This is a genomic window from Actinomadura oligospora ATCC 43269, from assembly GCF_000518265.1.
In the GTDB taxonomy this organism is placed as follows: Bacteria; Actinomycetota; Actinomycetes; order Streptosporangiales; family Streptosporangiaceae; genus Spirillospora; species Spirillospora oligospora.
On sequence record NZ_KI912410.1, the window covers coordinates 980,415 to 1,002,224 of the forward strand.

Here is a 21,810-nt window from a genome sequence, read left to right on the forward strand (position 1 = left end):
CGGGTGTGTCGGACTTGCCGGATGATCAGGACCGTCCGGACGATCAGGCGGCCCTGTCGAACCGTTCGGACTGATCGAACCGTTCGGACTGATCGAACCGGTCGGACTGGTTGGGCTGGTCCCGCGGGGGCCGTGGCTGCCGCGCCGTGTCGGCCACGACCCCCGGGGACGCCTCCGGCCCCGTCAGGGACGGCCCGAGAGCCGGCCTCCGGCGGTGGCCGGATCGCGGATCTCGAAGCCGTGGGCCTCGAGACCGCGCGTCTGTTGTCGCAGCGGCTGCAGGACGTGCGCCAGTTTCGACGCGGCCCCGCGCGGGTCGTCCACCCGGTGCATGCGTTCCCCCCAGGACCACCAGTAGTAGTGGTCGCGTGTCTCCGGCGCCGGCGCGCAGGTGACGTCCTCGGCCAGGCTCGCCGCCTCCGGGTTCACCACCCGCAGGAACGCCGGGCCGGACCGGGTCCGGACCACCCGCGCGACCAGGCCGCGCGTGTCGAGTTCGTGCTCCAGCTCCTCCAGGTAGCCGACGCGCTCGTCGTGTGCCACCTGACGCACCCCCTCCGTCATCCGTGCAGTGAGGACTGCTCGTGCCGTTCCCGTGTGGCCGAATGGTCCTTCTCGCCGCGGGTTGATGATCTTCATCCCGGCCGGGGCCGGACCCCCACGTGATCGAACTCAGTGCTTCCGTACCATTACACGCGGCGAGAATCGCAACCCCAACGGTGATGGGTCAAGGGCCCGGCTGTCCGCCGAAGTACGGGATTCCCCCATCTCAGGCGGAGGTCCACAGACCTTGGAGGAGAAATCTCTACCCGGGGGAGAGAAGCCGTCCCCGGCACGCCCGCGTTTCTTGGGAATGGCTTGGCCTGCCCCGGTGCGGGCGTTACGCTGCGTGCGCAAGAGATTATTTCTCGTATCGCCAGCTCACCGCCGGTGTGCGGGAATCCCCGTCCGATGAGGTTGACCTAGCTACCGGTCGCCGTGGCACCCGAGGTCAGGCCCTCGCTCCGAGGACCCCCCCGGCCCAGCGGTGAGGAGGCCGGAACGATGTCAGACCCCCCGAAGAAGGAGACGGAAATCGCGCGCCGGATCAGGGCGCGTGGTCTCGCCAGGGGACGCACCCCCGCCCAGATCGCGGTCGACATCCACGATCAGTGCGGGCCGCTGTTCGGCATCACGCCGATCAAGGCGCACCGCCTCGCCCACGGCGTGGCGCTGTCCGACATCGTCGCCCAGGTCCGCGCGCTGTTCGAGGTCGACGGCAAGCCCGAGCCCAAGCTCGGGGACACGCTGCTGTCGGCCTACGAGAGCGGTTACAAGCGTCCCGGGCCCGAATACCTCCACTACCTGTGCGCCGTCTACCGGGTCGAGCCCGACGACCTCGGGTACCGCAGCCCCTGCATCTGCGGGCGCGGCCACTCGACCCGGCCCGCTGAGACGGCCGGCGCCCCGCTGCCCGCGGGCGTCCCGTCCCAGCGGGAACCTGGTCTCCGCCCGCCGTCCGACACCGACGCCCTGATCGGGGCGGTGGTGGTCCCGGCGCCGGACGACCGGCACTGGATCTCCGTCAGAAACCCCAGGGGTCCGGACCGCGCTGACGGCCCCGCCTCCATTGATGTGGGAGAGGAGGACATCGTGCTTCGCAGGACCCTGCTGAGCCTGCTGGCCGGATCGGGCGTCGTGACGCTCGACGGCCAGATCCTCGGCGCCGTGGACAATCTTCGGCGCAAGATGGACGACACCCTGGTCAGCGCGACCGTGTCACCGACCATGCTCGACCAGTGGGAGGAGACGACGCTCGGCTACGGGCAGCAGTACCAGGCGACACCGTCGCTGCGGATGCTCTGCGACGTGCTGCTCGACTTCTCCGAGGTCCGGCGGATGGCCGACAAACGCCAGCCCGTCGAACTCCAGGAGCGACTGCTGCGGATCGCCGCCCAGCTGTCCGGGCTGTCCGGGCTGATCATGATCAATCTGGGCGACCACCGCCTGGCGCGCTCGTTCTTCCGGACCGCGCGGACGGCCGCCGACGAGACCGGCGACCGCAAGCTGCGCGCCTGGGTGACCGTGCGCGAGGCGCTCGTCCCGATGTACTACGGCGACCCGCGCGAGGCGCTCCACCTGGCCCGCAAGGCCCAGGACCTCGCCGGACGCGACCCGAGCGTGGCCGCCGCGATGGCGCCCGCGGTCGAGGCGCGCGCCCTCGGCCAGCTCGCGCTGCGCGGCCGCGGCGACGCCGCGCCGAGCGCCCGCCGGGCTCTGCTGCGCGGCCGGTCGGTGTTCGACCAGCTGAGCAAGGAGCACACCGGCGACCTGGTGTTCGGCTTCACCGAACGGCAGATGACGTTCTACGAGGGCGACACCTACACCAACCTGGGCGACCACAAGGGCGGTGAGGAGTCGCTGAGCAAGGCGCTCACGCTGTACGCCCCGACCGACCGCGTCGACCTCACACTGGTCCGGCTCGACCGGGCGTCCTGCAAGCTCCACGCGGGCCAGCCGGACGCGGCGCTCGTCGCGGCCCAGGAGGCCATCCTGGACCTGCCCTCCGAGCACCGCTCCGACATCCTCGTCCACCGGGCGCGGCAGGTCGGCGCGGCGGTCGGCGCCAAGCACCCGGGCCTGCCGGCCCTGACCGAGTTCTACGAGTCGCTGTCCGGCCCGAACATCCAGGGTCCGTCCGGCTCGCCGCCCCCATCGTCCAGGCCGTCGGTTCCGCCGGCCGAGCAGGTCTGATGCGCATGCCACAGTCAGAAGGCCAGCCCCCCGCCTCCCCGGCCGTCCCGGCGCGTCCGCCGGCCACGGGCGACCGGGCCGTTCCACCGGCCGACGGAGCACCCGCCCCGGAGCACACCGTCCCCGAGCACACGGGGGCGGGACACACCGGTGCAGGCCACGCAGGGGTAGGACACGCCGGAGCGGGGCACACCGGAGCGGGCCACGCAGGGGCGGGGCACGCCGGTGCAGGCCATCCTGGTGCGGGCCACGCCGGTGCGGGCCATGAGGGGGCGGGGCACAGCGGTGCCGAGCATGGCGCCGCCGAACACGGCGCCGTCCCGCGACGGCGCCGGGCCGACCGTCCGAGCCTCGTCCGCGTGCGGGACGACCCGCCCGCATGGGAGTACGGAGGGCTGGTCCTGCGCCGGTACGCCGACGCCGACCACGCCGCCGTGCTCCTCCTCCACCGGCAGGGGCTCGCGCAGGTCGGGCTGCGGCCCGGCGACGGGGTCTACTACGACCACGACTTCTTCCGGATGGAGGAGATCTACCTTCGGGGCGACGGCGAGTTCCTCGTCGGCGAGGTGGACGGACGGATCGTCGCCATGGGCGGCCTCCGCCGCGGCGACCTGGTCCCCGGCGGCGCCGAGCGCGCGCAGGGCCCGGGCGCGCCGGTCGTCCGGGTCCGCGAGGAACCCGTGGTCGAGATGGTGCGGCTGCGGGTGCGGCCGGAGCTCCAGCGCCGGGGCTACGGCGAGGCCGTCGTCCAGGCGCTGGAGGAACGCGCAGCCGAGCTCGGCTACCACCTGCTGCGGGCCGACACCACGTCCCGGCAGGGCCCCGCCCTCGCGCTCTACCGCAAGTTCGGCTGGCGCGAGACCAACCGCGAGGTCATCAACGGCATCGTCAACATCTACATCGAAAAACGGATTCGCTGAGAATCGAGAAAAGACTCCACTGAGCACCAGTGGGCCCCCGGGACGACGGCCTCCGGCGGAGGCGCGGTCCGCCGAAAGGCCGCCGTCCCGGGCTTTTTCGTGCCATTCCGCCGGGCCCGGGGACCTACTTCTTCAATTCCGCCGCGAGAAACTGCATCAAGGGATAGCGGCGATGGTGGAGGACGGTCAGGCCGCGAGAGGTGAGTTCGTCGGGAAGGTCGTCGTCGAACACGGTGACGCCGGTGGCGCGGCCGAGGATGTCGCCGGTGACGCGGAAGACCGGGAACGCCGGGCGGCGCGTGGTGAGGATCACCAGGCGACCGCCCGGCCGCAGGACGCGGGCCATGCCGTCCAGGGCGGTCCAGGGGTCGTCGAAGAGGTAGAGCGCGCCGAGGCAGCAGACCGCGTCGAAGACGCCGGTGCGGAACGGCGGGTCGATCGCGTTGCCGCGGACGTAGGCGATGCCCTGGCTGTCGGCGGCGGCGCGGGCGAGCATGGACGCGGACGCGTCGAGCCCGACGACCAGGCCGTTCTCACCGACGCCGGACGCGACGGCGCGGGTGGTGTTGCCCGGCCCGCACGCCAGGTCGAGGACGGTCGCGGCGGGCTTGGCGATGTCGCCGGGCTGGGCGAGGCCGAGCCAGTCACGGGCGAGCGCGTGCTCCTCGGCGGTGTCCGGCCCGGACGGCCAGCCCTTGGCGATGTTGAACGCGAACGGGCGCCAGATCCGCTCGTAGACCTGCGGCAGCAGCGTGGACTGCATGGCCCGCTGGGCGAGCGTCGGCACGGGCTCGGCCTCGAGCAGGTCCAGGTAGCCGTCCGGTGCGGCGGGCTCGTCCGGCGGGTCGGCGAGCAGCGCGCAGACCCGGTCGAGCAGCCCGTCGTCCTGCGGTGTCGAAGAGGGCACGACTGAATTCGATCATGCGCCCGCACCCCACGTCCCGCCCGGGGTCGCCCCCGTGACCGACCCCACCGGTCCGGGCCGCTCACACGGCACCGGACCCGGAGCCGGAGGCTCAGGGCAGACGCAACCCTGTTTCGTGGGCGAGGAAGGACAGGGTGTCGGTCATGAGGGCGGCGGAGCGGCTGACGGACCGGGCGGCGTGGCCGACGTCGGACTCGCGGCGCAGCAGGACGGGCTCGTCCGAGGACGTGGCGTGCTGGAGGGCCGCGCACATCTTGCGGGCGTGCAGCGGGTCGACGCGGCCGTCGCTGTCGAAGATGGTGAACAGGACGGCCGGGTACGCGACGTCCTCGCGGACGTGGTGGTACGGCGAGTACGCGAGGAGCCACGCGAGCTCGTCCGGCTTGTCGGCCGAGCCGAACTCGTCGTTCCAGATCTGGCCGATGCCGAACCTCTCGTAGCGGACCATGTCGAGCAGGGGCGCCGAGCAGATCACGGCGCGGTACAGGTCCGGGCGCTGCGTCAGGGCCGCGCCGACGAGCAGGCCGCCGTTGGATCCGCCGGAGATCGCCAGCTGGGACGGCGTGGTCAGGCCGTCCGCGACGAGGCGTTCGGCGGCGGAGTGGAAGTCGTCGAAGACGTTCTGCTTGCGGTCGCGCATCCCCGCGCGGTGCCAGTCCTCGCCCTCCTCCGAGCCGCCGCGCAGGTTCGCGATCACGTACACGCCGCCCGCCTCGACCCAGGCGAGGATGGACGCCGAGTACGCCGGGGTGAGGGAGACGTTGAAACCGCCGTATCCGTACAGAACGGTCGGACGCGGTCCGTCGCCGCCGGGACGGGAGATCACCAGCATCCGGACGGGCGTCCCGTCGTAGGACGCGTAGGTGACCTGCCGCGTCTCGATCTCGGGGACGCTGACCGAGCCCGGCGCGGACGCCCACACGCGCGTCTCGCCCGTCCGCGCGTCGTAGTGCAGCACCGACGACGGCGTGACGTTGTCGGTGTAGCCGAACCACGCCTCGTGCCCGCCGTCCGGACGTTCGACGATGCCGCCGACCGAGCCGAGGCCGGGCAGCGGGACGGTCCCGAGCCGCTCGCCGGACGCCAGGTCGTGGACGGTGATCTCGCTGATCGCGTGCCGCTCCCAGCCCGCGAGCAGGACGGGCCGGTCGAGGTCGTCCAGGATCGCGTAGTCGGTGAGGACGGCCTCCGGGTCCTCGGGGACCAGGTCGCGCCAGGTCCCGGGGGACGGGTCGGAGGGGTCGGTCACGCAGATCCGCGAGCGCGGGGCGTCCCGGTCGGTGAACACGTAGGCGCGTCCGTCGCGTCCGACGTGCAGGCTGGTCGAGGCGTCCACCCCGACCTGGACGGGGCGCAGCTCGGGGCGCTCGAGCGGGGCGGCGGTGAGGTCGGCGATCCACAGGTCGTTGCGCGGCGCGGTCCCGGCGGACGCGGTCACCGTCAGCCAGCGCCCGTCGCGACTGACCGAGATGCCGTAGTAGTTCGTCTTGTCCAGTCCGTCGCCGAAGACCAGGACGTCGCCCTCGTCCGGGTCGGCGCCGACGCGGTGCAGATAGACGCGGCGGTGGAACTGCTCCTCGCCGTCCGGGACCTCGCCCGGCGCGAGCCGCCGCACGTAGTAGTACGCCTCGCCGCCCGGCAGCCACGCGACGACCGAGTTGCGGGTCCGGTCGATCGGCCCCTCGACGGGCTCGCCGGACGCCACGTCCAGCACGTGGAGCAGGGACTCCTCGTCGCCGCCGTGCGAGACCTTGTACGCCAGCCGCCGCCCCTCCTTGTCGGGCTGCCAGCCGTCGAGCGTGGTCGTGCCGTCCGGGTCGAGCGCGGTCGGGTCGACCAGGACGCGCTCGGCGCCGTCCGCGTCGACGGTGTAGAGGACGGGGTGCTCCTGCTCGGCGGTGCGGCGCGTGAAGAACCGCCGTCCGTCGCGCCACACCGGCGCGCCGACGCTGCCCGCGCTGAGCAGCTCGCCGAGCCGGGCGCGCAGCCGGTCGCGCCCGGGCAGGCCGTCCACGGTCTGGCGGAACAGGTCGTCCTGCGCCGAGAGCCACTTGGCGGTGTCCTCGGAGTCGGCGTCCTCCAGCCATCTGTACGGGTCGGGCACACGATGACCGTGCAGGTCGTCGGCGACGTCCGCGCGCGGCGCGGCGGGGTACTGCGGTCGGCTCATGCGAAGCACTGTATTCATCTCGACCCGAGCCTGATCCCAGATCAATCCGCGTAACGAGGTGTACACGCTCGGTGACATCGGTAGATAGGCAAAAGATCACTGGGTTCATCAACAACGGGGGAGTACATGAAGAACAGCAAGGCCGTTCGCGGGACGGTCCTGGGCGGGGCGCTCGCCGGAGCCGCACTGATCGCCGCCGCGCCCGCGCAGGCCACGCCGATTCCCGTCCCCGGCCACGCGGACGCCACGCCGGCCTTCACGCCGACGCGCGTCACGCCCGATCTCAAACCGATACCGAAACCGGCGCCCACGCCGCCGCGGAACACGCCCACACGTCCTAGGGCCCTGCCGAAGCCCGCGCAGGCCACCCCGCGGACCACACCCGCGGACCCCACCCCCAGAACACCGCCCGCGAACACGCCGCCGAGAACCACACCGTGGAACCTCACACCGCACCAAATACCCGCGAACCTCACGCCGAGGACGCCACCCCGAAACCTGACACCGAGGACGGCGCCTGGGAACCTGACGCCCAGGACGACGCCCGGAAACCTGACGCCGCGCACGCCCGGGAATCTGACGCCGCGCACGACGCCCGGGAATCTCGTGCCGAGGTCGGCGCCCGGGAATCTGACGCCCAGGTCGATGCCCGGGAACCTGACGCCGCGCACGCCCGGGAACCTTGCGCCGAGGTGGACGCCCGGGAATCTCGCGCCGCGTCAGGTGCCCACGAACCTGGTGCCGCGGACGGCGGGCGGCAACCTGGCGCAGCGTCCGGCGCCTGGGTATCTCGTACCTAGGACGACGCCGGTGAACCCGCGTCAGGCGCCCGCGAATCTGCCGCCGCGATCCACGTTCTCGAACGTGACGCCTCGGACGACGCCCGCGAACCTCGCGCCGCGCCAGGTGCCGACGAACTTGGCGCCCCGAAGCGCGGGCGGCAACCTGGCGCAGCGTCCGACGGCCGCGAACCTCGCGCCGAGGACGGCGCCTGCGAACCTTCCGCCGCGGAGCGTGCCCGCGTACGTGACGCCGCGTCAGGCGGCCGCGAATGTGGCGCCGCGATTCGTGCCTTCGAGCGTGACGCCGCGTACGGCGCCTGCGGGGCGGGTGCCGCGTCGTATCCCGGGGGCGGTGGCGCTGCGGACGCCGGCGCGGAGCGCGACGGGGAAGGGAGGCCGGGGGGCCGACCCGAGGGCCGGGAAGGTCGAGGTCTCCTACAGTTCGCCGAAGCTCGTGCAGGCGGGCGGGGTCCTGACCTGGAGCTGGACGGTCCGGAACACGGGCGGCGAGGCCGTGAAGGACGTCGTCCTGGTCCACAGGCTGACGCCGCAGCTCAAGGTCGGCAAGCTGCCGCAGGAGTGCAAGGCGGTCGCGGCCGAGATCCGGTGCTCCTACGGGGTGCTGCAGGCGGGGGCGACCTCCAGGGGTGACCTGACGGCCACCGTGCCCTCGGCCGCCAGGGGGTCGGTCAAGGTCAACGGCAGGGTGACCTGGCAGCCGGGCCCGGTGCCGGCGGGCGGGCTGGCGGCGTCGGGCTCCAACGGCATGGCCGGCGCGACCGGCACGACCGGTGTGAACGGCGCCAGCGGCGTGAACGGCGCTGCCGCTCCGAAGGGGCAGGTGGCTCCGCGGGGGCAGGCCGCTCCGAAGGGGCAGACGGCTCCGAGGGGGCAGGCGGTGCCTGGTGCGGTGCGGGGGGCGCGGCACTGAGGTGAGCGGGTGTTCCGGTCCGGCCTTTCGGGCCGGGCCGGGCGCCGGGTTCGCGGGAGGGTCCTCGCGCGTCGGAAATTTCGCGGCGCCCGGGGCCCGGCCGTTCGAACCGCCCCGATCGTGGGGATGAAAGGGGGTAGCGGGCGGTCAGCTCAGGGGCCACACTGATTGCGGGCCGGCCGTTTCGGTCGGCTGCCGCCGCCCGCCCCCGCGGGCCGGGCAGTGGACGGCAGGCTCGTAAAGGACGGACCGGAAACGCCCCTGAGGAGGTCCTCGTGGCGGATGCGCAGGTGCCGGAGACGATACTCGGGCCTCGGGACGGGGCGCGCGCGAGTCGTGCGCCCGCCGAGGCGAAGAAACGAACGGTCATCCCCCTGACGGCGGCCGCGCTCACCCCGGCGGAGGCCGTCTGATGCGCCAGGTCCTGCTCCTCAACGCGACCTACGAACCCCTGACGACCCTCCCGCTCCGCCGCGCGGTCGTGCTCGTCCTCCGCGACAAGGCCGAGATCGTCCACCACGACGCGTCCGGCGCGGTGCTGCACTCCGCCGCGATGACGGTGGAGGTCCCCTCCGTGATCCGGCTCCGCCGGTACGTGCGGATCCCGTTCCGGACCCGGGTCCCGCTGACCCGCACGGCGCTGATGCGCCGGGACAACTTCCGCTGCGTCTACTGCGGACGCCGCGCCGAGACCATCGACCACGTGCAGCCGCGCAGCCGGGGCGGCAAGCACGTCTGGGAGAACTGCGTCGCGTCCTGCCAGACCTGCAACCACAGCAAGGCCGACCGTCTACTCGAGGAACTGGGCTGGACGCTCCCGATCACGCCCGGCGTGCCGCGCGGCGCGCACTGGAGGCTGATCGGCATCGTCCACGACGGCGATCCGCAGTGGGCCCCCTACGTCACCGAACCCGCCGCCTGACCCCTCTGTTCACGGGGGCGTCCGCACGTATCCTGGTGGCGTGCCACGGTATGACTATCGCTGCCGCGCGTGCGGCTCGACCTTCGAGGTCTCTCGCCCGATGATCCAGGCGTCCGACCCGGCCCCGTGCCCGGCGGGCCACGACGACACCGTCAAACTGCTGTCCACCGTCGCGGTGACGGGGCAGGCGTCCGCGCCCGCCCCACGCGGTGGCGGGGGCGGAGGGTGCTGCGGCGGAGGCTGCTGCTCCTGACCCCCGCCGCCCCTCCGCGCGGTCACTCCGAGGCCGCGCCGGCGGCGTCGCGCAGCCGGCGCAGCTCGGCGGCGGTCTTCGCGACGTCGTAGTCGCCCTCGACGCCCTCGACGAGGAACAGGTCGCCGGGGATGTGGTCGGCGCGCAACCCCTTGATCTCGGCGTACGGCTCCGAGGCGTACCAGGCCCGCGCGCCGTCCGCGTCCGGGAAGCCGAGGATCACCACGACACCGGGGAACTCGCCCTCCTTGACGTCCGGGACGGCCCCGTGGACGAGGAACCTCCCGCCGAACGGGTCCATGGTCGCCTGGATGCGCTCCATGTATTCGAGCGCGTCGTCGTGGATCCGCGGCTCGGGGTACATGCGGGCGATGGCGTAGGACGGCATGGCGGGCTCCTCTGATCCTTCCGGACGCCCGGTGCGTCCGGTTGATGATCTTTAGTCTGGCCCGAGACCCCGGGGGCAGGCGATGACGTCGGAGGTCATGCCGCCGCCTACCCCCGAGGGAAGCCCGGCTCAACGCAGCCGGTAGGCGGAGGTGATCTCCTGCCGGACGGACCCGCCGCCCGAGTCTCGCGCGGTCACGCGCAGGGACAGGCCGCCGCCCGCGCCCGGCTTCGGCAGCGCGGCGGAGAACCTGCCGCCGCCGAGCGCGCGCACCTGCGCCGCGCGCCACGTCCCGCCGCCGTCCACGGACGTCTCGACCGTCATCCCGGCGATCGTCGCGTCCGCCGAGCCCGCGACCCGGGCGACGGTGAACGTCGCGGGCGCGCCGGTCGGCTGGTTCCGCAGGTCGAGGCCGAGGTCGTAGTCGACGACGAGCAGCGGCAGCCGCACCGAGGACGGCCCGGACGGGGCGTCCGACGTGAACGTCCAGGTGGTGGACGTCTTCGGCGACACCGAGAGCACCGAGGACGCGTCGGTGTCGTAGCGCAGCGTGAACACGGCGGGCCGCGCCGGGACGGAGAAGTCCGCCGCGCCCGACGAGGCGCGGCCGATGACGCGCGTCCCCTCACTGAGCGTCAGGGTGTGCTGCAGCGCCTCGACGTCGCCGCAGTCGAAGCCGTCCGGGCGGACCTGGAGGTCGACGAGGTGGACGTGCACGTTCCCGCTCGTCCGGACGGACGGCGTCGGGGTGCAGAAGCTCGGGGAGGGCAGGGTCCCCGAGTACGGTCCGGGGCGGAAGGGCTGGCGGCCCCACGTCTCGGTGGTCCGTGAGCCGGGCTTCGGCTCGGTGAAGGGGAGCTCGTCGATCCACCGGCCGTCGGCGACGGTCTGCGGAGCCGCCTCGTGCGTCCAGAACAGGCCGCCGCCCGCCGACACGTAGTCGGTCCGGGTCGTGCCCGCCGGGACGGTGGAATCGGCCTGGAACCCGGCCGCGAGGCCCGTGTCCAGCGTCATCCCGTACCGGGTCTCGCGGATCGGCTTGGAGATGTCGCCGTCCACGGCCGCGAACCGCTGGTCGAACCGGGCCATCGTGGCGATCTCGGCCGGGGTGACCACGTGCGACGCGTCGGCGGGCACCCCGCCGGGACGCGTGTAGAACAGGTCGAACACCGTCCCCGGCGCGGTCAGCCGGAACGCGGTGGTCGTGCTGAGGGAACCCGTCGAGACGTTTCCCGGCATCGGCTGGACCAGCACCTCGTCGGACGTTCCGGACGCGTACCCGGTCTCGCCGAGGAGACCCTGCCGGAAGGACTGGAGGAGCGTGAGTGCTCTCATCGCCGTCTCCGTCCCGACCCCCTGGACGGACGCGTCGAACGGTTTGGCCGCCGCGCCGTCGAGCGTCACCGTGAGGTCCTTGTCCATGGTGATCTCCGGAGCACCGACCAGCGCCAGCCGCGTGGAGTTGTCCGTCCTGAAGTCCCACACCTTGCCGAGGACGCTGTACCGGCCGTCCGGCACGCGGATCCTGCCGCTGTCGTCGGCCGGGACGTCCATGCCCGTCGCGAACCGGGCGACGTCGTCGAGGTTCACGACCGACGCCGAAGCCGCGTAGCCGTCACCGGCCGTGCCCGGGATCGGCTTGCCGACGAGGGTCAGCGTGTGGCTGGGCGGTTCGACGGAGAACGTGACGGGCGTGCGCGCGGTGTGCCCACCCCCGCTCGCGACGACCTCGGCCGAGTACAGGCCCGGACGGGCCACGCGGACGCTCAGCTCCGCGGTCGCGGTGCCCCCGGCGGGGACGTCGACCCGCGTCGCCGACAGGGTCGCGGCGTCCGCGACGGTGTGCCCCTCACGGTCGGTGACCTTGACGGACAGGTCCGCCGGCACCGCCCCGGACGGCGCGTCCCAGACCAGCTTGGTCCGGAGCGCCGGGTGGTCGGGGAACGAGGAGGTGCCGAGGTGCGGGACGGCCTGCCGCGACAGGAGCGGCGAGGTCACCGCGGCGGCCGCGTCGAGCCGTCCGGCCCCGAGCTCGAAGGCGTCGCCGCCCGTCGCCGGGGCGGCCGAGCCGACGAGCGCCGCCTTGATCCGGTCCGGCGCCCAGTCCGGGTGCCGCTGCGCGACCAGCGCGGCGGCGCCCGCGACGTGCGGGGTGGCCATGGACGTTCCGGACAGTTCCGTGTACCGGGCGGAGATGATCCTGCCCCGGGACGTCCCGGCGGCACGGGCGGCGACGATGTCCACGCCCGGCGCGACGATCTCGGGCTTGGCGGCGGTCCGTCCCTGGCGGGGGCCCCGGCTGGAGAAGCCCGCGAGCCGGTCCGCGCCGTCGACCGCGCCGACGGTGAGTGCGCTGTCGGCCGCCCCCGGCGACTCGACCGAGCCGGTCGCGCCGCCGTTGCCCGCGGCGATCACGAAGAGCGTGCCGTGGGCCCTGGTGAGCTTGTCGACCGCCTCCGAGAGAGGGTCGGCTCCGTCGGAGGAGTCGCCGCCGAGGCTCATGTTCACGATCTTCGCCCGGGCGGCGGCCCACTCCATGCCCGCGATGAGCTGCGACTCCGAGGCGCGGCCCTCGTCGTCGAGCACCTTGCCGACCAGCAGCGACGCGTCCGGGGCGACGCCCTTGCGGGCCCCGTCCGCCGCCGTGCCGTCGCCCGCGAGGATCGACGCGACGTGCGTCCCGTGCCCGTACCGGTCGACGCCGTCGGCGGACGAGGAGAAGTTGGCCGTCTCGGCGACCCGGCCCTTGAGGTCGGGATGCGTGGCGTCCACGCCGCTGTCCAGCACGGCCACCTTCACGCCGCGTCCGGTCGCCCCGGCCTGCCACGCGGCGGGCGCGCCGACCTGGGTGAGGTTGGGGTCGAGCGACTCCGCGCCCGGGGTCGCCGGCCTCGTGCTCGTCGGCCTCGGCGAGGCCGTCCTGGTGGGCCTGGGCTTCGCGGTGGACGCCGACGACGCCCGGATCGTCCGGTCCAGCCAGACGTGGGACGCGCCGGACGGCGCCGCCGCGAGGGCCGTGCCGAGCCGCACCGACCTGGACCGGGGCTGCCGGACGGCCACCGCGCCGATGCTGACGAGCCGCCGCCCTTGGGGCAGCGCCGCCGCCACCGACCGGCCCGGACCCTGGACGATCAGTGGGAGGTCCCGGCTGCGCGCGTCGTCGTAGCCGTTCTGGATCAGGGTCGTGACGTCGAACAGCGCGGGGTCGATCACGCGTCCGCGCAGGCGGGCCATGTCGGCGGGCAGCACGACGACGTGCCCGTCCGGCCGCACCGAGGTGCTGAAGAGCTTGTTGCGGCGGTCCGCGCCGGGCCGCACGCCGACGATCGGGATGGCACCCTTCCGCGTCCGGATGGTCACCACGTCCCCGGTGAACAGGGTGACCTTCCAGGACTTCCCGACGGGCAGCGGTTGCCTGGGCGCGGGGCGCGCCGCCGCGTCCGCGCCGCCGGGAAGCGCGAGCGAGGTGGCGAGGACGGCCGCGCCGCCGAGGGCCGCCACCCCGGATCTGATGGGTCGCAAGGAGAGTCCTTTCGGTTGATCTCTCCTGTATTGACCCGAGGGCCCGATCGCTTTCACGCGTCCCGCCCGGCACACGGAACGCTCATCCGCGCAACGGCCCCGGCACGCGGAACGCCCGTCCGGACGGGGCGTCCGGACGGGCGTTCAGGTGGAACGGATCAGCGGGCGGAGGACCCTCTCAACGCGGTCAGCGGGCGGAGGGGCCTCTCGGTGCGGTCAGCGGGCGAGGAGGCTCACGTCGCGGGCCGCGCCGGTGGACGCGGACGTCGCCATGGCCGCGTACGCCTGCAGCGCCGCGCTGACCTTGCGGTCGCGGTCGCGCGGACGGTAGCCGCCCAGCTCCTCCAGCAGCTTGGCGCGGCGCGCCTCCAGCTCCTCCTCGGGGACGTCCAGCTCCAGCACCCGGTTCGGGATGTCGATGACGATCCGGTCGCCGTCCCGGACGAGGGCGATCACGCCGCCCGCCGCCGCCTCCGGCGAGGCGTGCCCGATCGACAGCCCGGACGTGCCGCCGGAGAAGCGGCCGTCGGTGATCAGCGCGCAGGACTTGCCGAGGCCCCGGCCCTTGAGGAAGGACGTCGGGTAGAGCATCTCCTGCATGCCCGGCCCGCCGCGCGGCCCCTCGTAGCGGATGACGACGACGTCGCCCTCCTTGATCTTCCCGCCGAGGATGCCCTCGACCGCCGCGTCCTGGGACTCGAAGACGACGGCCGGGCCGGTGAAGGTCCACAGCTCCTCGTCGACGCCCGCGGTCTTGACGATCGCGCCGTCCTCGGCGATGTTGCCGCGCAGGACGGCCAGGCCGCCGTCGGCGGTGTAGGCGTGCTCGACGTCGCGGATGCAGCCCTCCGCGCGGTCGAGGTCGAGCTCGTCCCAGCGCGCGGACTGGCTGAACGCCGAGGTCGTGCGGACGCCGCCGGGCGCGGCGTGGAACATCTCGACGGCCTCGGGCAGCACGTCCGGGGAGCGGACGTCCCACTTGGCGAGGTGCTCGGTCAACGACGCCGAGTGGACGGAGGCGACGGACCGGTGCAGCAGCCCGGCCCGGTCGAGCTCGCCGAGCAGCGCCGGGATGCCGCCCGCGCGGTGGCAGTCCTCGACGTGGTACTTACCGGTCGCGGGGGCCAGCTTGCAGACGCACGGGACGCGCCGGGACAGCTCGTCGATCTCCTTCAGCCCGAAGTCGACGTGCCCCTCGACCGCGGCGGCGAGCAGGTGCAGGATCGTGTTCGTCGAGCCGCCCATCGCGATGTCGAGGACCATGGCGTTCTCGAACGCCTCCTTGGTCGCGATGTTCAGCGGCAGGACGGACGCGTCGTCCCCGTCGTAGAAGCGCTTGGCGATCTCCACGACCGTCCGGCCCGCGTCCTCGTACAGGCGGCGGCGCGCGGTGTGGGTGGCGAGGACGGTGCCGTTGCCGGGCAGGGCCAGGCCGATCGCCTCGGTGAGGCAGTTCATCGAGTTGGCGGTGAACATGCCCGAGCAGGACCCGCAGGTCGGGCAGGCGTTCTCCTCCATCTCGGCGAGCGTGGCGTCGCTGACCGCCTCGTTCGCCGCGGCGATCATGGGGTCGATCAGGTCGAGCTTGTGGCCGCCGGACACGCCCGCGACGGGCTTGCCGGCCTCCATCGGGCCGCCGGACACGAACACGGTCGGGATGTTCAGCCGCAGCGCGGCCAGCAGCATGCCCGGCGTGATCTTGTCGCAGTTGGAGACGCAGATGAGCGCGTCCGCGCGGTGCGCCTCGACCATGTACTCGACCGCGTCGGCGATCAGCTCGCGGGACGGCAGCGAGTACAGCATCCCGTCGTGGCCCATGGCGATGCCGTCGTCCACGGCGATCGTGTTGAACTCGCGCGGCACGCCGCCCGCCTCGCGGACGGCCCCGGCGACCACGTCGCCGACCTCGCGCAGGTGGACGTGCCCGGGGACGAACTGGGTGAAGCTGTTGGCCACGGCGACGATCGGCTTGCCGAAGTCCTCGCGCTGTACGCCGCTGGCCCGCATGAGGGCGCGGGCGCCCGCCATGTTCCTGCCGTGGGTGACCGTACGTGACCTGAGCGGTGGCATCGGGACCTTCTCCAACCGTGACGAGCGTGGACGCGAGCAGCGTTTCGGGCAAGCGGCGTTTCGGCGAGCGGGGACCTCGTCCGCGGCGGGTGGGGCGGGCGCGGGCCGGGCTCGGGCCGCAGCGGGCGGGTCGCGCGGCGCTGCCGCCGGTCGGCGCGGGGCCGGGTCTGCCCGATCCGTTCGGGGTGCGGGGTCGGGCGTCCCGGACGCGTCGGACGGGCCGCCGCGCGCGGACGCCGGTCCGCGGAACGGGTCGGCCGGCCGGTGTCGTTCGATCGTACCAACGCCCTGCGTGTGCCCTGCCTGAGCGTCCCGGACGGCGCTGGGGAAGGCGCGCGGCCGGGGCGCGGGAGGCGCGTGGCCGGGGAGGCGGGAGGTGAAGGGGGCGCCTTCCGGGGGCCGGGGAGGGGGCTCCGGGGACGGCCGGGAGCGGGAAGCGGCACCCCGGGCGCCAGGGTGCCCCTCCGTGGCGGCCGGCGCGCGTGGCCCGGCGGCCGGGGCTCGTCGTCGAGCCTGGTGGGCGGCCCGGTCCGGCTGGACCGCCCGGGCGGTGTGTGGTGATCAATAGGGGACCGGCCGGTTGGACCGGTCCGATCGGATCAGTCGGAGTCGGGGTACTTGGGCGGCAGCGAGTCCTCGGCCGCCTGGAAGATGCGCTCCACGTCGGTGACGGTCAGCACGCGCGGCCTGCGGCGCAGGTAGCCCCGCGCCCGGTTCCCGGCGTAGACGTCCACGTCGCGGACCCGCATCACCTTCCAGGGGATGGACGGTCCGTAGATCGCCACCGAGCCCTGGACCGGCACCTCGAAGCCGACCTGCCGGCTGATGATCTTGCTGGCCAGGTCGGCCTCCCACGCGGTCTCGTCCAGCCGGTCCTTCTTGTTGAAGGGCCCGTGGAAGAGCTTGCGGTGGGAGAGCGTGCGCACCGGCAGCCGCTTGTCCCAGGCCTCGGAGTCGATCGCGTACACCCCGCTCGGGCCGATGACCAGGTGGTCGATCCGCCCGTCGCTGACACCCTCGTCATCGCGGGGGACGGCCCGGGCGTGCAGCACCCGGTATCCGTTCTTCTCCAGGGACTTCAGCTGCCGTTCGGTCTTGCGCTCGACCGCCGACGCCTTCTGCCACGCCTCGACGCTCGAGGCGGTGCGGGCGCGGCGGACCACGTCCCCGACCACGACGAGGGCCGCCGCGACGATGCCGAGCAGGAGAGTGGACGCGACCGACACCACGATCAGCACCACCAGCGCCGCGACGCCGCGCTGGATCCAGGGCCGGACGGCGGGGTCGGCGAGCGTCTCGCCGAACGAGCGGGGGCCGGGGGACTCGTCGACGGGGCCCTCGTCGGGCCGTTCGGCGACCGTTTCGCCCTCGGGCGGACGTTGTTCTGCGGCCGGGTCGGGCTGGCCGCGGGCCTGCTGGCCGTTGCTCCGTTCCGTGATCGCCATAGGTGACGCTCCGTGTTCCTTTCGCGCCGGAATCATGATCCTCCGAGCGCAGAGTAATCAGTTCGCGGGTCCCCGACCAGTCATGTCGGGTTAATACTTTTGTCGCCGTTTCCGCAGGGTTCACGGACCCGGCGGACGGGTAGGTCCATTCTCCTCCCGGGCCTGCGGCTAGCGTTCGACTCTGTGACTCATACCCACGACCTCACGGCCGAACAGGCCGCCGCCGCCGTCCGTTCCCGGGACCTCTCGCCCGTCGAGCTGACCCGCCACTACCTCGACCGCGCGGAGCGGTTGAACGACCGGGTCGGCGCGTACGTCACGCTCACCCCGGAGCTGGCCCTGGAGCAGGCGCGGGCCGCCGAGAAGGCGGTGGCCTCGGCGGACGACCCGGCCGACCTGCCGCCGCTGCTGGGCGTCCCGGTCCCGGTGAAGGACCTGAACATGGTCTCCGGCGTCCGGATGACGCTCGGCTCGGCCGCGCACGCCGACCTCACCGGCTTCGCCGACGACACCGTGGTGGTCCGGCTGAGGGAAGCGGGATCTGTCCATCTGGGCAAGACGAACACCCCCGAATTCGGCCTGCCCTGTTATACGGAAAACGACGTCGCGCCCCCGGCGCGGACCCCCTGGGACACCTCCCGCTCGGCGGGCGGCTCGTCCGGCGGGGCCGCCGCGGCGGTCGCGTCCGGCCTGGCCCCGGTCGCGCAGGGTAGCGACGGCGGCGGCTCGATCCGGATCCCGGCGTCGGCCTGCGGGCTGTTCGGGATCAAGCCGAGCCGGGGGCGGATCTCGCACGGCCCGATCGTCCCGGACCTGTTCGGCCTGTCCACCAACGGCCCGATCGCCCGGACCGTCCGGGACGCGGCGCTCCTGCTGGACGTCATGGCGGGCCCGCGGCCGGGCGACATGTTCCACGCCCCGTCCGGGGAGGGCGGCTTCCTGGCGGCCACCGAGCGTCCGCCGGGCCGCCTCCGCATCGCCCGCAGCATCGAGGCGGGCGTCCCCGGCGTGGAGATCCACCCGGACGTCCAGGCCGCCTACGACGCCGCGTCCGAGCTGCTGGAGGAGCTGGGGCACGAGGTCGTGGACGTCCCGCTCCTCTGGAACGCCGACCTCGTCCCGCATTTCGAGACGCTGTGGGCCGCGATGGCGTCCCTCACCCCGGTCGCCCCCGACCGTGAGGAGCTGCTCCAGCCCCTCACCCGCTGGCTGCGGGCCCGTGGCGACGTCACGACCGCGCCGCAGCTGATGATGGCCCACGCGTCCCTGCAGTCCGCGATGCGGACCGTCATCCCCGTCCTGGACGCGTACGACGCCGTCCTGCACCCGACCCTCGCCCAGCTCCCGGCCCCCCTCGGCCACTTCCACGGCCAGACCCCCGAGGAGAACTTCGAGCGCCAGAAGCTCTTCACCCCCTTCACCTCCGTCTACAACGTCTCCGGCCAGCCCGCCGTGAACGTCCCCCTCCACTGGACGGACGAGGGACTGCCCGTCGGCGTCATGCTCGCCGGACGCCTCGGCGGCGAGTCCACGCTCATCTCGCTGTCCGCGCAGCTCGAGGAGGCCCGGCCCTGGGCCCACCGCAAACCGGAGATCTGGCACGCCTGACACTTGTCATGCCCCCGCCCCGCGGGGGCATGGTGCAGGCGTGGCTGACCGGGATCTGAGGGCCTTGGCCCGTGCTCGAGGTGTCCTGACGGAGTACGTCGACTGGCGTGGACGCGAGGCCGAGGTGTCCGTCGAGACACTCCGGGCCGTCCTGACCTCGCTCGGGGCGGACGTCTCGACGTCCCGGGCCGTCCGGGACGGGCTGGCGGCGGCGCGGGCCGCCGAACAGCGGGGACTTCCGCCGGTCGTGGTCGCGCGGCCCGGCCGTCCGCCGGTGGAGGAGGGTGCGGTCGCGCTCGCGGACGGGCGCGTCCTCGATCTTCCGGCGGCCGAGGAGCTGCCGCTCGGCTGGCACCGGCTGACCGTCGGCGGCGAGGAGGCGGCCCTGCTCGTCGCGCCGGAGCGGCTCGGCGCTGGGCCGCGCGCGTGGGGGCTGACGGCGCAGCTGTACTCGGTCCGGTCGCGGGCGTCCTGGGGGATGGGCGATCTTCGGGACCTCGCCGACCTCGCCGTGTGGGGCGCGCGGCAGGGGGCGGGGTTCGTCCTGGTCAACCCGCTGCACGCGGCCGAGCCCGTCCCGCCGGTCGGGCCGTCGCCGTACTCGCCGATGAGCCGTCGCTTCACGAGCCCCCTGTACCTCCGGGTCGAGGACGTCCCCGAGTACGCCGCCCTCCCGCCGGACGAGCGCGACCGCGTGGACCGCCTCAGCGCGCCCCTGAGGGCCCGGAACGCGTCCCTGGACGTCCTGGACCGGGACGCGGTCCACACGGCCAAGATGCGCGCCCTGGAGGTCCTTTACGCGGCTTTTAAGGGGCATGTCTCGTATGCGGTGTATCGCCGCCGGGAAGGCGCGCCCCTCACGGCCTTCGCCACGTGGTGCGCGCTGTGCGAGGAGCAGGGGCCGGACTGGCGCGCGTGGCCCGCCGAGCTGCGCGACGCCGACGGCAGGGCCCTCGCGGCGGCCTCGCGGCGGCTCGCCGGCCGCGTGGACTTCCACGCCTGGCTCCAGTGGCGGCTCGAAGGGCAGCTGGGCGCGGCGCAGGCCGCCGCGCGCGAGGCCGGGATGACGATCGGGATCGTCCACGACCTGGCGGTCGGCGTCCACCCGTCCGGCGCGGACGCCTGGATGTACCGGACGCTGTTCGCGCCCGGCATGAGCGTCGGCGCGCCGCCGGACGCCTTCAACCAGCTCGGCCAGGACTGGGGCCAGCCGCCCTGGCACCCCGGACACCTCGCCGAGGCCGCCTACCTGCCCTTCCGCGGCATGGTCGCGGCGGCGCTCCGGCACGGCGGCGGGCTCCGGCTCGACCACGCGATGCAGGTGTCGCGGCTGTGGTGGATCCCGGACGGCGCGTCCCCGGCGGACGGCGCGTACGTCGCCTACGACCGGGACGCGATGCTGTCCGCGCTGACCTGGGAGGCCGCCCGCACCGGCGGCGTGGTGATCGCCGAGGACCTCGGCACCGTCGAACCCGGCCTCCGCGAGGACCTCGCCGCGCGCGGCCTGCATGGGACGTCCCTGCTCTGGTTCGAACGCGACGGTTCGGGCCGTCCGAAACGGCCGGGGGAGTGGCGCGAGGCGTCCCTGGCGACGGTCGGGACGCACGACATGCCGCCGATCACCGGGATGCTGCACGGCGACCACCTCGCGCTGCGCGACCGCCTCGGCCTGCTCACCCGCCCGCTGGCGGACGAGATCGCCGACCACCGCCGCACTCTGGCCGGATGGCTCGACCTCCTCGCCGCCGAGGGCCTGCTGGCCACGTCCCCGGCGACGGTCCTCGCGGCCCTCGACTCCGGCTCGTCCGCGCACGACGCCGAGGTCGTCCACGCCCTGCACGGGTTCCTGCGCCGTACCCCGGCCCGCCTGGCCGGGCTCGCGCTCGTCGACCTCGTGGGGGAGCGCCGCACCCAGAACCAGCCCGGCACGACCGACGAGTACCCGAACTGGCGGGTCCCGCTCGCGGACGCGTCGGGCCGTCCCGTCCTGCTGGACGACCTGCCCGACTAGGCGAGCGCCACGAGCAGCCTGCGGGAGACCTCCGCCAGCAGGTCGTCCGGGACGAGCTCGGTGGCGCCGATCACCGAGAACAGGCCGGGCAGGCCGGGGAGCGGGTAGCCGTCGGTGTCCTCGTTCTTCAGGGCCTCCTCGCCCAGCGGATGGTGCCGCAGCGACGACCGGGCCCGCGCCCACGCCGTCTGCACCTCCTCCGGCGACGGCACTCCGAAACCGTGCCCGACCGGCGCGGCGTGCCGCAGCCGCACCAGGGCGCTGTCGGCGAAGTCCGCCGCGAGGCGGCAGCGGTCGACCAGGTCGCGCCGGGCGCCCTCGTCCAGGCGGGTCATCACGCTGCACGGCGTCCGGCAGCGCGCCGCGCAGTCGCCGAGCGCCCGCGCCACCTGGCTGTGCTGCCGGTCGAGGTAGGCGCGCCAGCCCGGCCCGGGCTCGTTCGCGACCCGCAGCGTCCGCTCGCACGCGGACCGCTCGGGCCGCGTGTGGTCGCAGTTGCGTTCCGACCCCGGCTCGACCGGCACCCCGAACCGGCTGCCCGGCCCGGTCACCGACCGTCCGATCAGCGCCGGGTCGCCCGCGTGCCCGAGCACCGGCTCCCACGCCAGCATCGGCGCGTACTCGCTCGCGATGTGGACGGCCGCGACCAGCGGCGCCATCTCCCGCCGCCGCCACCGGATCTCGATGACCTCCAGCAGCAGCCGGTACGCCGGACGCAGGCTCGCCAGCGCCCCGCGCGGCCGCTCCTTGGCCGTCTGCGGCATCCGGCTCGCGCGCGCCCGGTCGAGCAGGTCCTTCGGGACCTCCCCGGCCTCCTCCGGCATCCCGAAGTCCTCGGCGTCCAGGTCCAGCACCCGCTGCCCGAACGCGCACAGCGGCGGGACCGGCCCCCGTCCGCCCGTCGTCAGGGCCTCCAGATCCCCGAACGCCTGCCGCTTCGCCAACACCCTGAGCACGTCCCGCGCGGTCTCCACCCCGTAACTCTGCCACGCGTTTTCCCCGCCTCGCCCCGCCCGTCCGTGGAAAACCTTCCGCCGCCGCCCTTGCCCGCCCGAGCCCGCCGTGTCACCATCACCCCGTGATCAACAGAAGGGGGCTTGACGCCCCGGTGCGATGACGCACCCCACGCC

Annotated in this window: 16 protein-coding genes; 8 read left to right on the top strand and 8 right to left on the bottom strand. The window is 73.8% G+C overall.

Annotation, left to right across the window (positions count from 1 at the left end; all coding sequences use genetic code 11):
- Positions 1 to 183: 183 nt before the first annotated feature.
- Positions 184 to 543, bottom strand: coding sequence for a hypothetical protein (locus P696_RS50450; RefSeq protein ID WP_245627944.1), 360 nt, complete (start codon positions 541 to 543; stop codon positions 184 to 186).
- A gap of 501 nt (positions 544 to 1,044) precedes the next feature.
- Between P696_RS50450 and P696_RS50455 the strand changes: the two genes are divergently transcribed.
- Positions 1,045 to 2,733, top strand: coding sequence for an NsdA family TPR-like regulatory protein (locus tag P696_RS50455; RefSeq protein ID WP_034488427.1), 1,689 nt, complete (start codon positions 1,045 to 1,047; stop codon positions 2,731 to 2,733).
- A 359-nt stretch (positions 2,734 to 3,092) separates the two neighbouring features.
- Positions 3,093 to 3,653 (top strand): GNAT family N-acetyltransferase, encoded by a 561-nt coding sequence (locus P696_RS58530; RefSeq protein WP_051468570.1) that lies wholly within the window; start codon positions 3,093 to 3,095, stop codon positions 3,651 to 3,653.
- Positions 3,654 to 3,777: 124 nt separating this feature from the next.
- On the opposite strand, the gene P696_RS0136320 is transcribed toward P696_RS58530, so the two are convergent.
- Both P696_RS0136320 and P696_RS0136325 read right to left on the bottom strand, forming a co-directional pair.
- Positions 3,778 to 4,560 carry a class I SAM-dependent methyltransferase gene (locus P696_RS0136320; RefSeq protein WP_034488432.1) on the bottom strand — a complete coding sequence of 261 codons (783 nt, stop codon included), beginning with the start codon at positions 4,558 to 4,560 and terminating at the stop codon, positions 3,778 to 3,780.
- A gap of 109 nt (positions 4,561 to 4,669) precedes the next feature.
- Positions 4,670 to 6,748: a prolyl oligopeptidase family serine peptidase gene (locus tag P696_RS0136325; protein WP_026416164.1), complete on the bottom strand. Its 2,079-nt coding sequence runs from the start codon at positions 6,746 to 6,748 to the stop codon at positions 4,670 to 4,672.
- Between the two features lie 1,134 nt (positions 6,749 to 7,882).
- Between P696_RS0136325 and P696_RS0136340 the strand changes: the two genes are divergently transcribed.
- The 4 genes from P696_RS0136340 (at position 7,883) to P696_RS0136355 (ending at position 9,636) form a co-directional block, all read left to right on the top strand.
- A complete protein-coding gene (locus P696_RS0136340) occupies positions 7,883 to 8,461 on the top strand; it encodes a DUF11 domain-containing protein (protein ID WP_026416165.1) in 579 nt (192 codons plus the stop codon).
- A gap of 275 nt (positions 8,462 to 8,736) precedes the next feature.
- Complete coding sequence (locus tag P696_RS56575) at positions 8,737 to 8,874, top strand: hypothetical protein (RefSeq protein ID WP_157430120.1); 138 nt, start codon at positions 8,737 to 8,739, stop codon at positions 8,872 to 8,874.
- Positions 8,874 to 9,383 carry an HNH endonuclease gene (locus tag P696_RS0136350; RefSeq protein WP_026416166.1) on the top strand — a complete coding sequence of 170 codons (510 nt, stop codon included), beginning with the start codon at positions 8,874 to 8,876 and terminating at the stop codon, positions 9,381 to 9,383. Before P696_RS56575 ends, P696_RS0136350 begins: the two co-directional genes overlap by 1 nt.
- Before the next feature lie 40 nt (positions 9,384 to 9,423).
- Positions 9,424 to 9,636, top strand: a complete 213-nt coding sequence (locus P696_RS0136355) for an FmdB family zinc ribbon protein (RefSeq protein WP_026416167.1) — start codon at positions 9,424 to 9,426, stop codon at positions 9,634 to 9,636.
- A gap of 22 nt (positions 9,637 to 9,658) precedes the next feature.
- On the opposite strand, the gene P696_RS0136360 is transcribed toward P696_RS0136355, so the two are convergent.
- From P696_RS0136360 to P696_RS50475, 4 genes are all read right to left on the bottom strand, one after another.
- Complete coding sequence (locus tag P696_RS0136360; RefSeq protein ID WP_026416168.1) at positions 9,659 to 10,024, bottom strand: DUF1330 domain-containing protein; 366 nt, start codon at positions 10,022 to 10,024, stop codon at positions 9,659 to 9,661.
- 129 nt (positions 10,025 to 10,153) lie between these two features.
- The gene (locus tag P696_RS0136365) at positions 10,154 to 13,546 is read right to left on the bottom strand and encodes a S8 family peptidase (protein ID WP_157430121.1); all 3,393 of its coding nucleotides are present in this window, start codon (positions 13,544 to 13,546) and stop codon (positions 10,154 to 10,156) included.
- Between the two features lie 216 nt (positions 13,547 to 13,762).
- The gene (ilvD, locus tag P696_RS0136370) at positions 13,763 to 15,616 is read right to left on the bottom strand and encodes a dihydroxy-acid dehydratase (RefSeq protein ID WP_026416170.1); all 1,854 of its coding nucleotides are present in this window, start codon (positions 15,614 to 15,616) and stop codon (positions 13,763 to 13,765) included.
- A 599-nt stretch (positions 15,617 to 16,215) separates the two neighbouring features.
- Positions 16,216 to 17,061 carry a nuclease-related domain-containing protein gene (locus P696_RS50475; protein WP_034488439.1) on the bottom strand — a complete coding sequence of 282 codons (846 nt, stop codon included), beginning with the start codon at positions 17,059 to 17,061 and terminating at the stop codon, positions 16,216 to 16,218.
- A 183-nt stretch (positions 17,062 to 17,244) separates the two neighbouring features.
- Here P696_RS50475 and P696_RS0136380 point away from each other — a divergent pair, with 183 nt between their 5' ends.
- Entirely contained in the window at positions 17,245 to 18,669 is a 1,425-nt protein-coding gene (locus P696_RS0136380; protein ID WP_026416171.1) for an amidase, read from the top strand.
- Between the two features lie 40 nt (positions 18,670 to 18,709).
- Positions 18,710 to 20,680, top strand: a complete 1,971-nt coding sequence (gene malQ / locus P696_RS50480) for a 4-alpha-glucanotransferase (protein ID WP_051468572.1) — start codon at positions 18,710 to 18,712, stop codon at positions 20,678 to 20,680.
- Here malQ and P696_RS0136390 read toward each other — a convergent pair.
- A complete protein-coding gene (locus P696_RS0136390; protein WP_026416172.1) occupies positions 20,677 to 21,654 on the bottom strand; it encodes a hypothetical protein in 978 nt (325 codons plus the stop codon). The genes malQ and P696_RS0136390 overlap by 4 nt on opposite strands.
- Positions 21,655 to 21,810: the final 156 nt, after the last annotated feature.

What these genes read in the sequence shown, in the direction of transcription:
- P696_RS50455 (WP_034488427.1), top strand. Translation starts at nt 1,045, where the DNA reads ATGTCAGACCCCCCGAAGAAGGAGACGGAAATCGCGCGCCGGATCAGG.
- P696_RS0136325 (WP_026416164.1), bottom strand. Translation starts at nt 6,748, where the DNA reads ATGAGCCGACCGCAGTACCCCGCCGCGCCGCGCGCGGACGTCGCCGAC.
- P696_RS0136350 (WP_026416166.1), top strand. Translation starts at nt 8,874, where the DNA reads ATGCGCCAGGTCCTGCTCCTCAACGCGACCTACGAACCCCTGACGACC.
- P696_RS0136360 (WP_026416168.1), bottom strand. Translation starts at nt 10,024, where the DNA reads ATGCCGTCCTACGCCATCGCCCGCATGTACCCCGAGCCGCGGATCCAC.
- ilvD (WP_026416170.1), bottom strand. Translation starts at nt 15,616, where the DNA reads ATGCCACCGCTCAGGTCACGTACGGTCACCCACGGCAGGAACATGGCG.
- P696_RS50475 (WP_034488439.1), bottom strand. Translation starts at nt 17,061, where the DNA reads ATGGCGATCACGGAACGGAGCAACGGCCAGCAGGCCCGCGGCCAGCCC.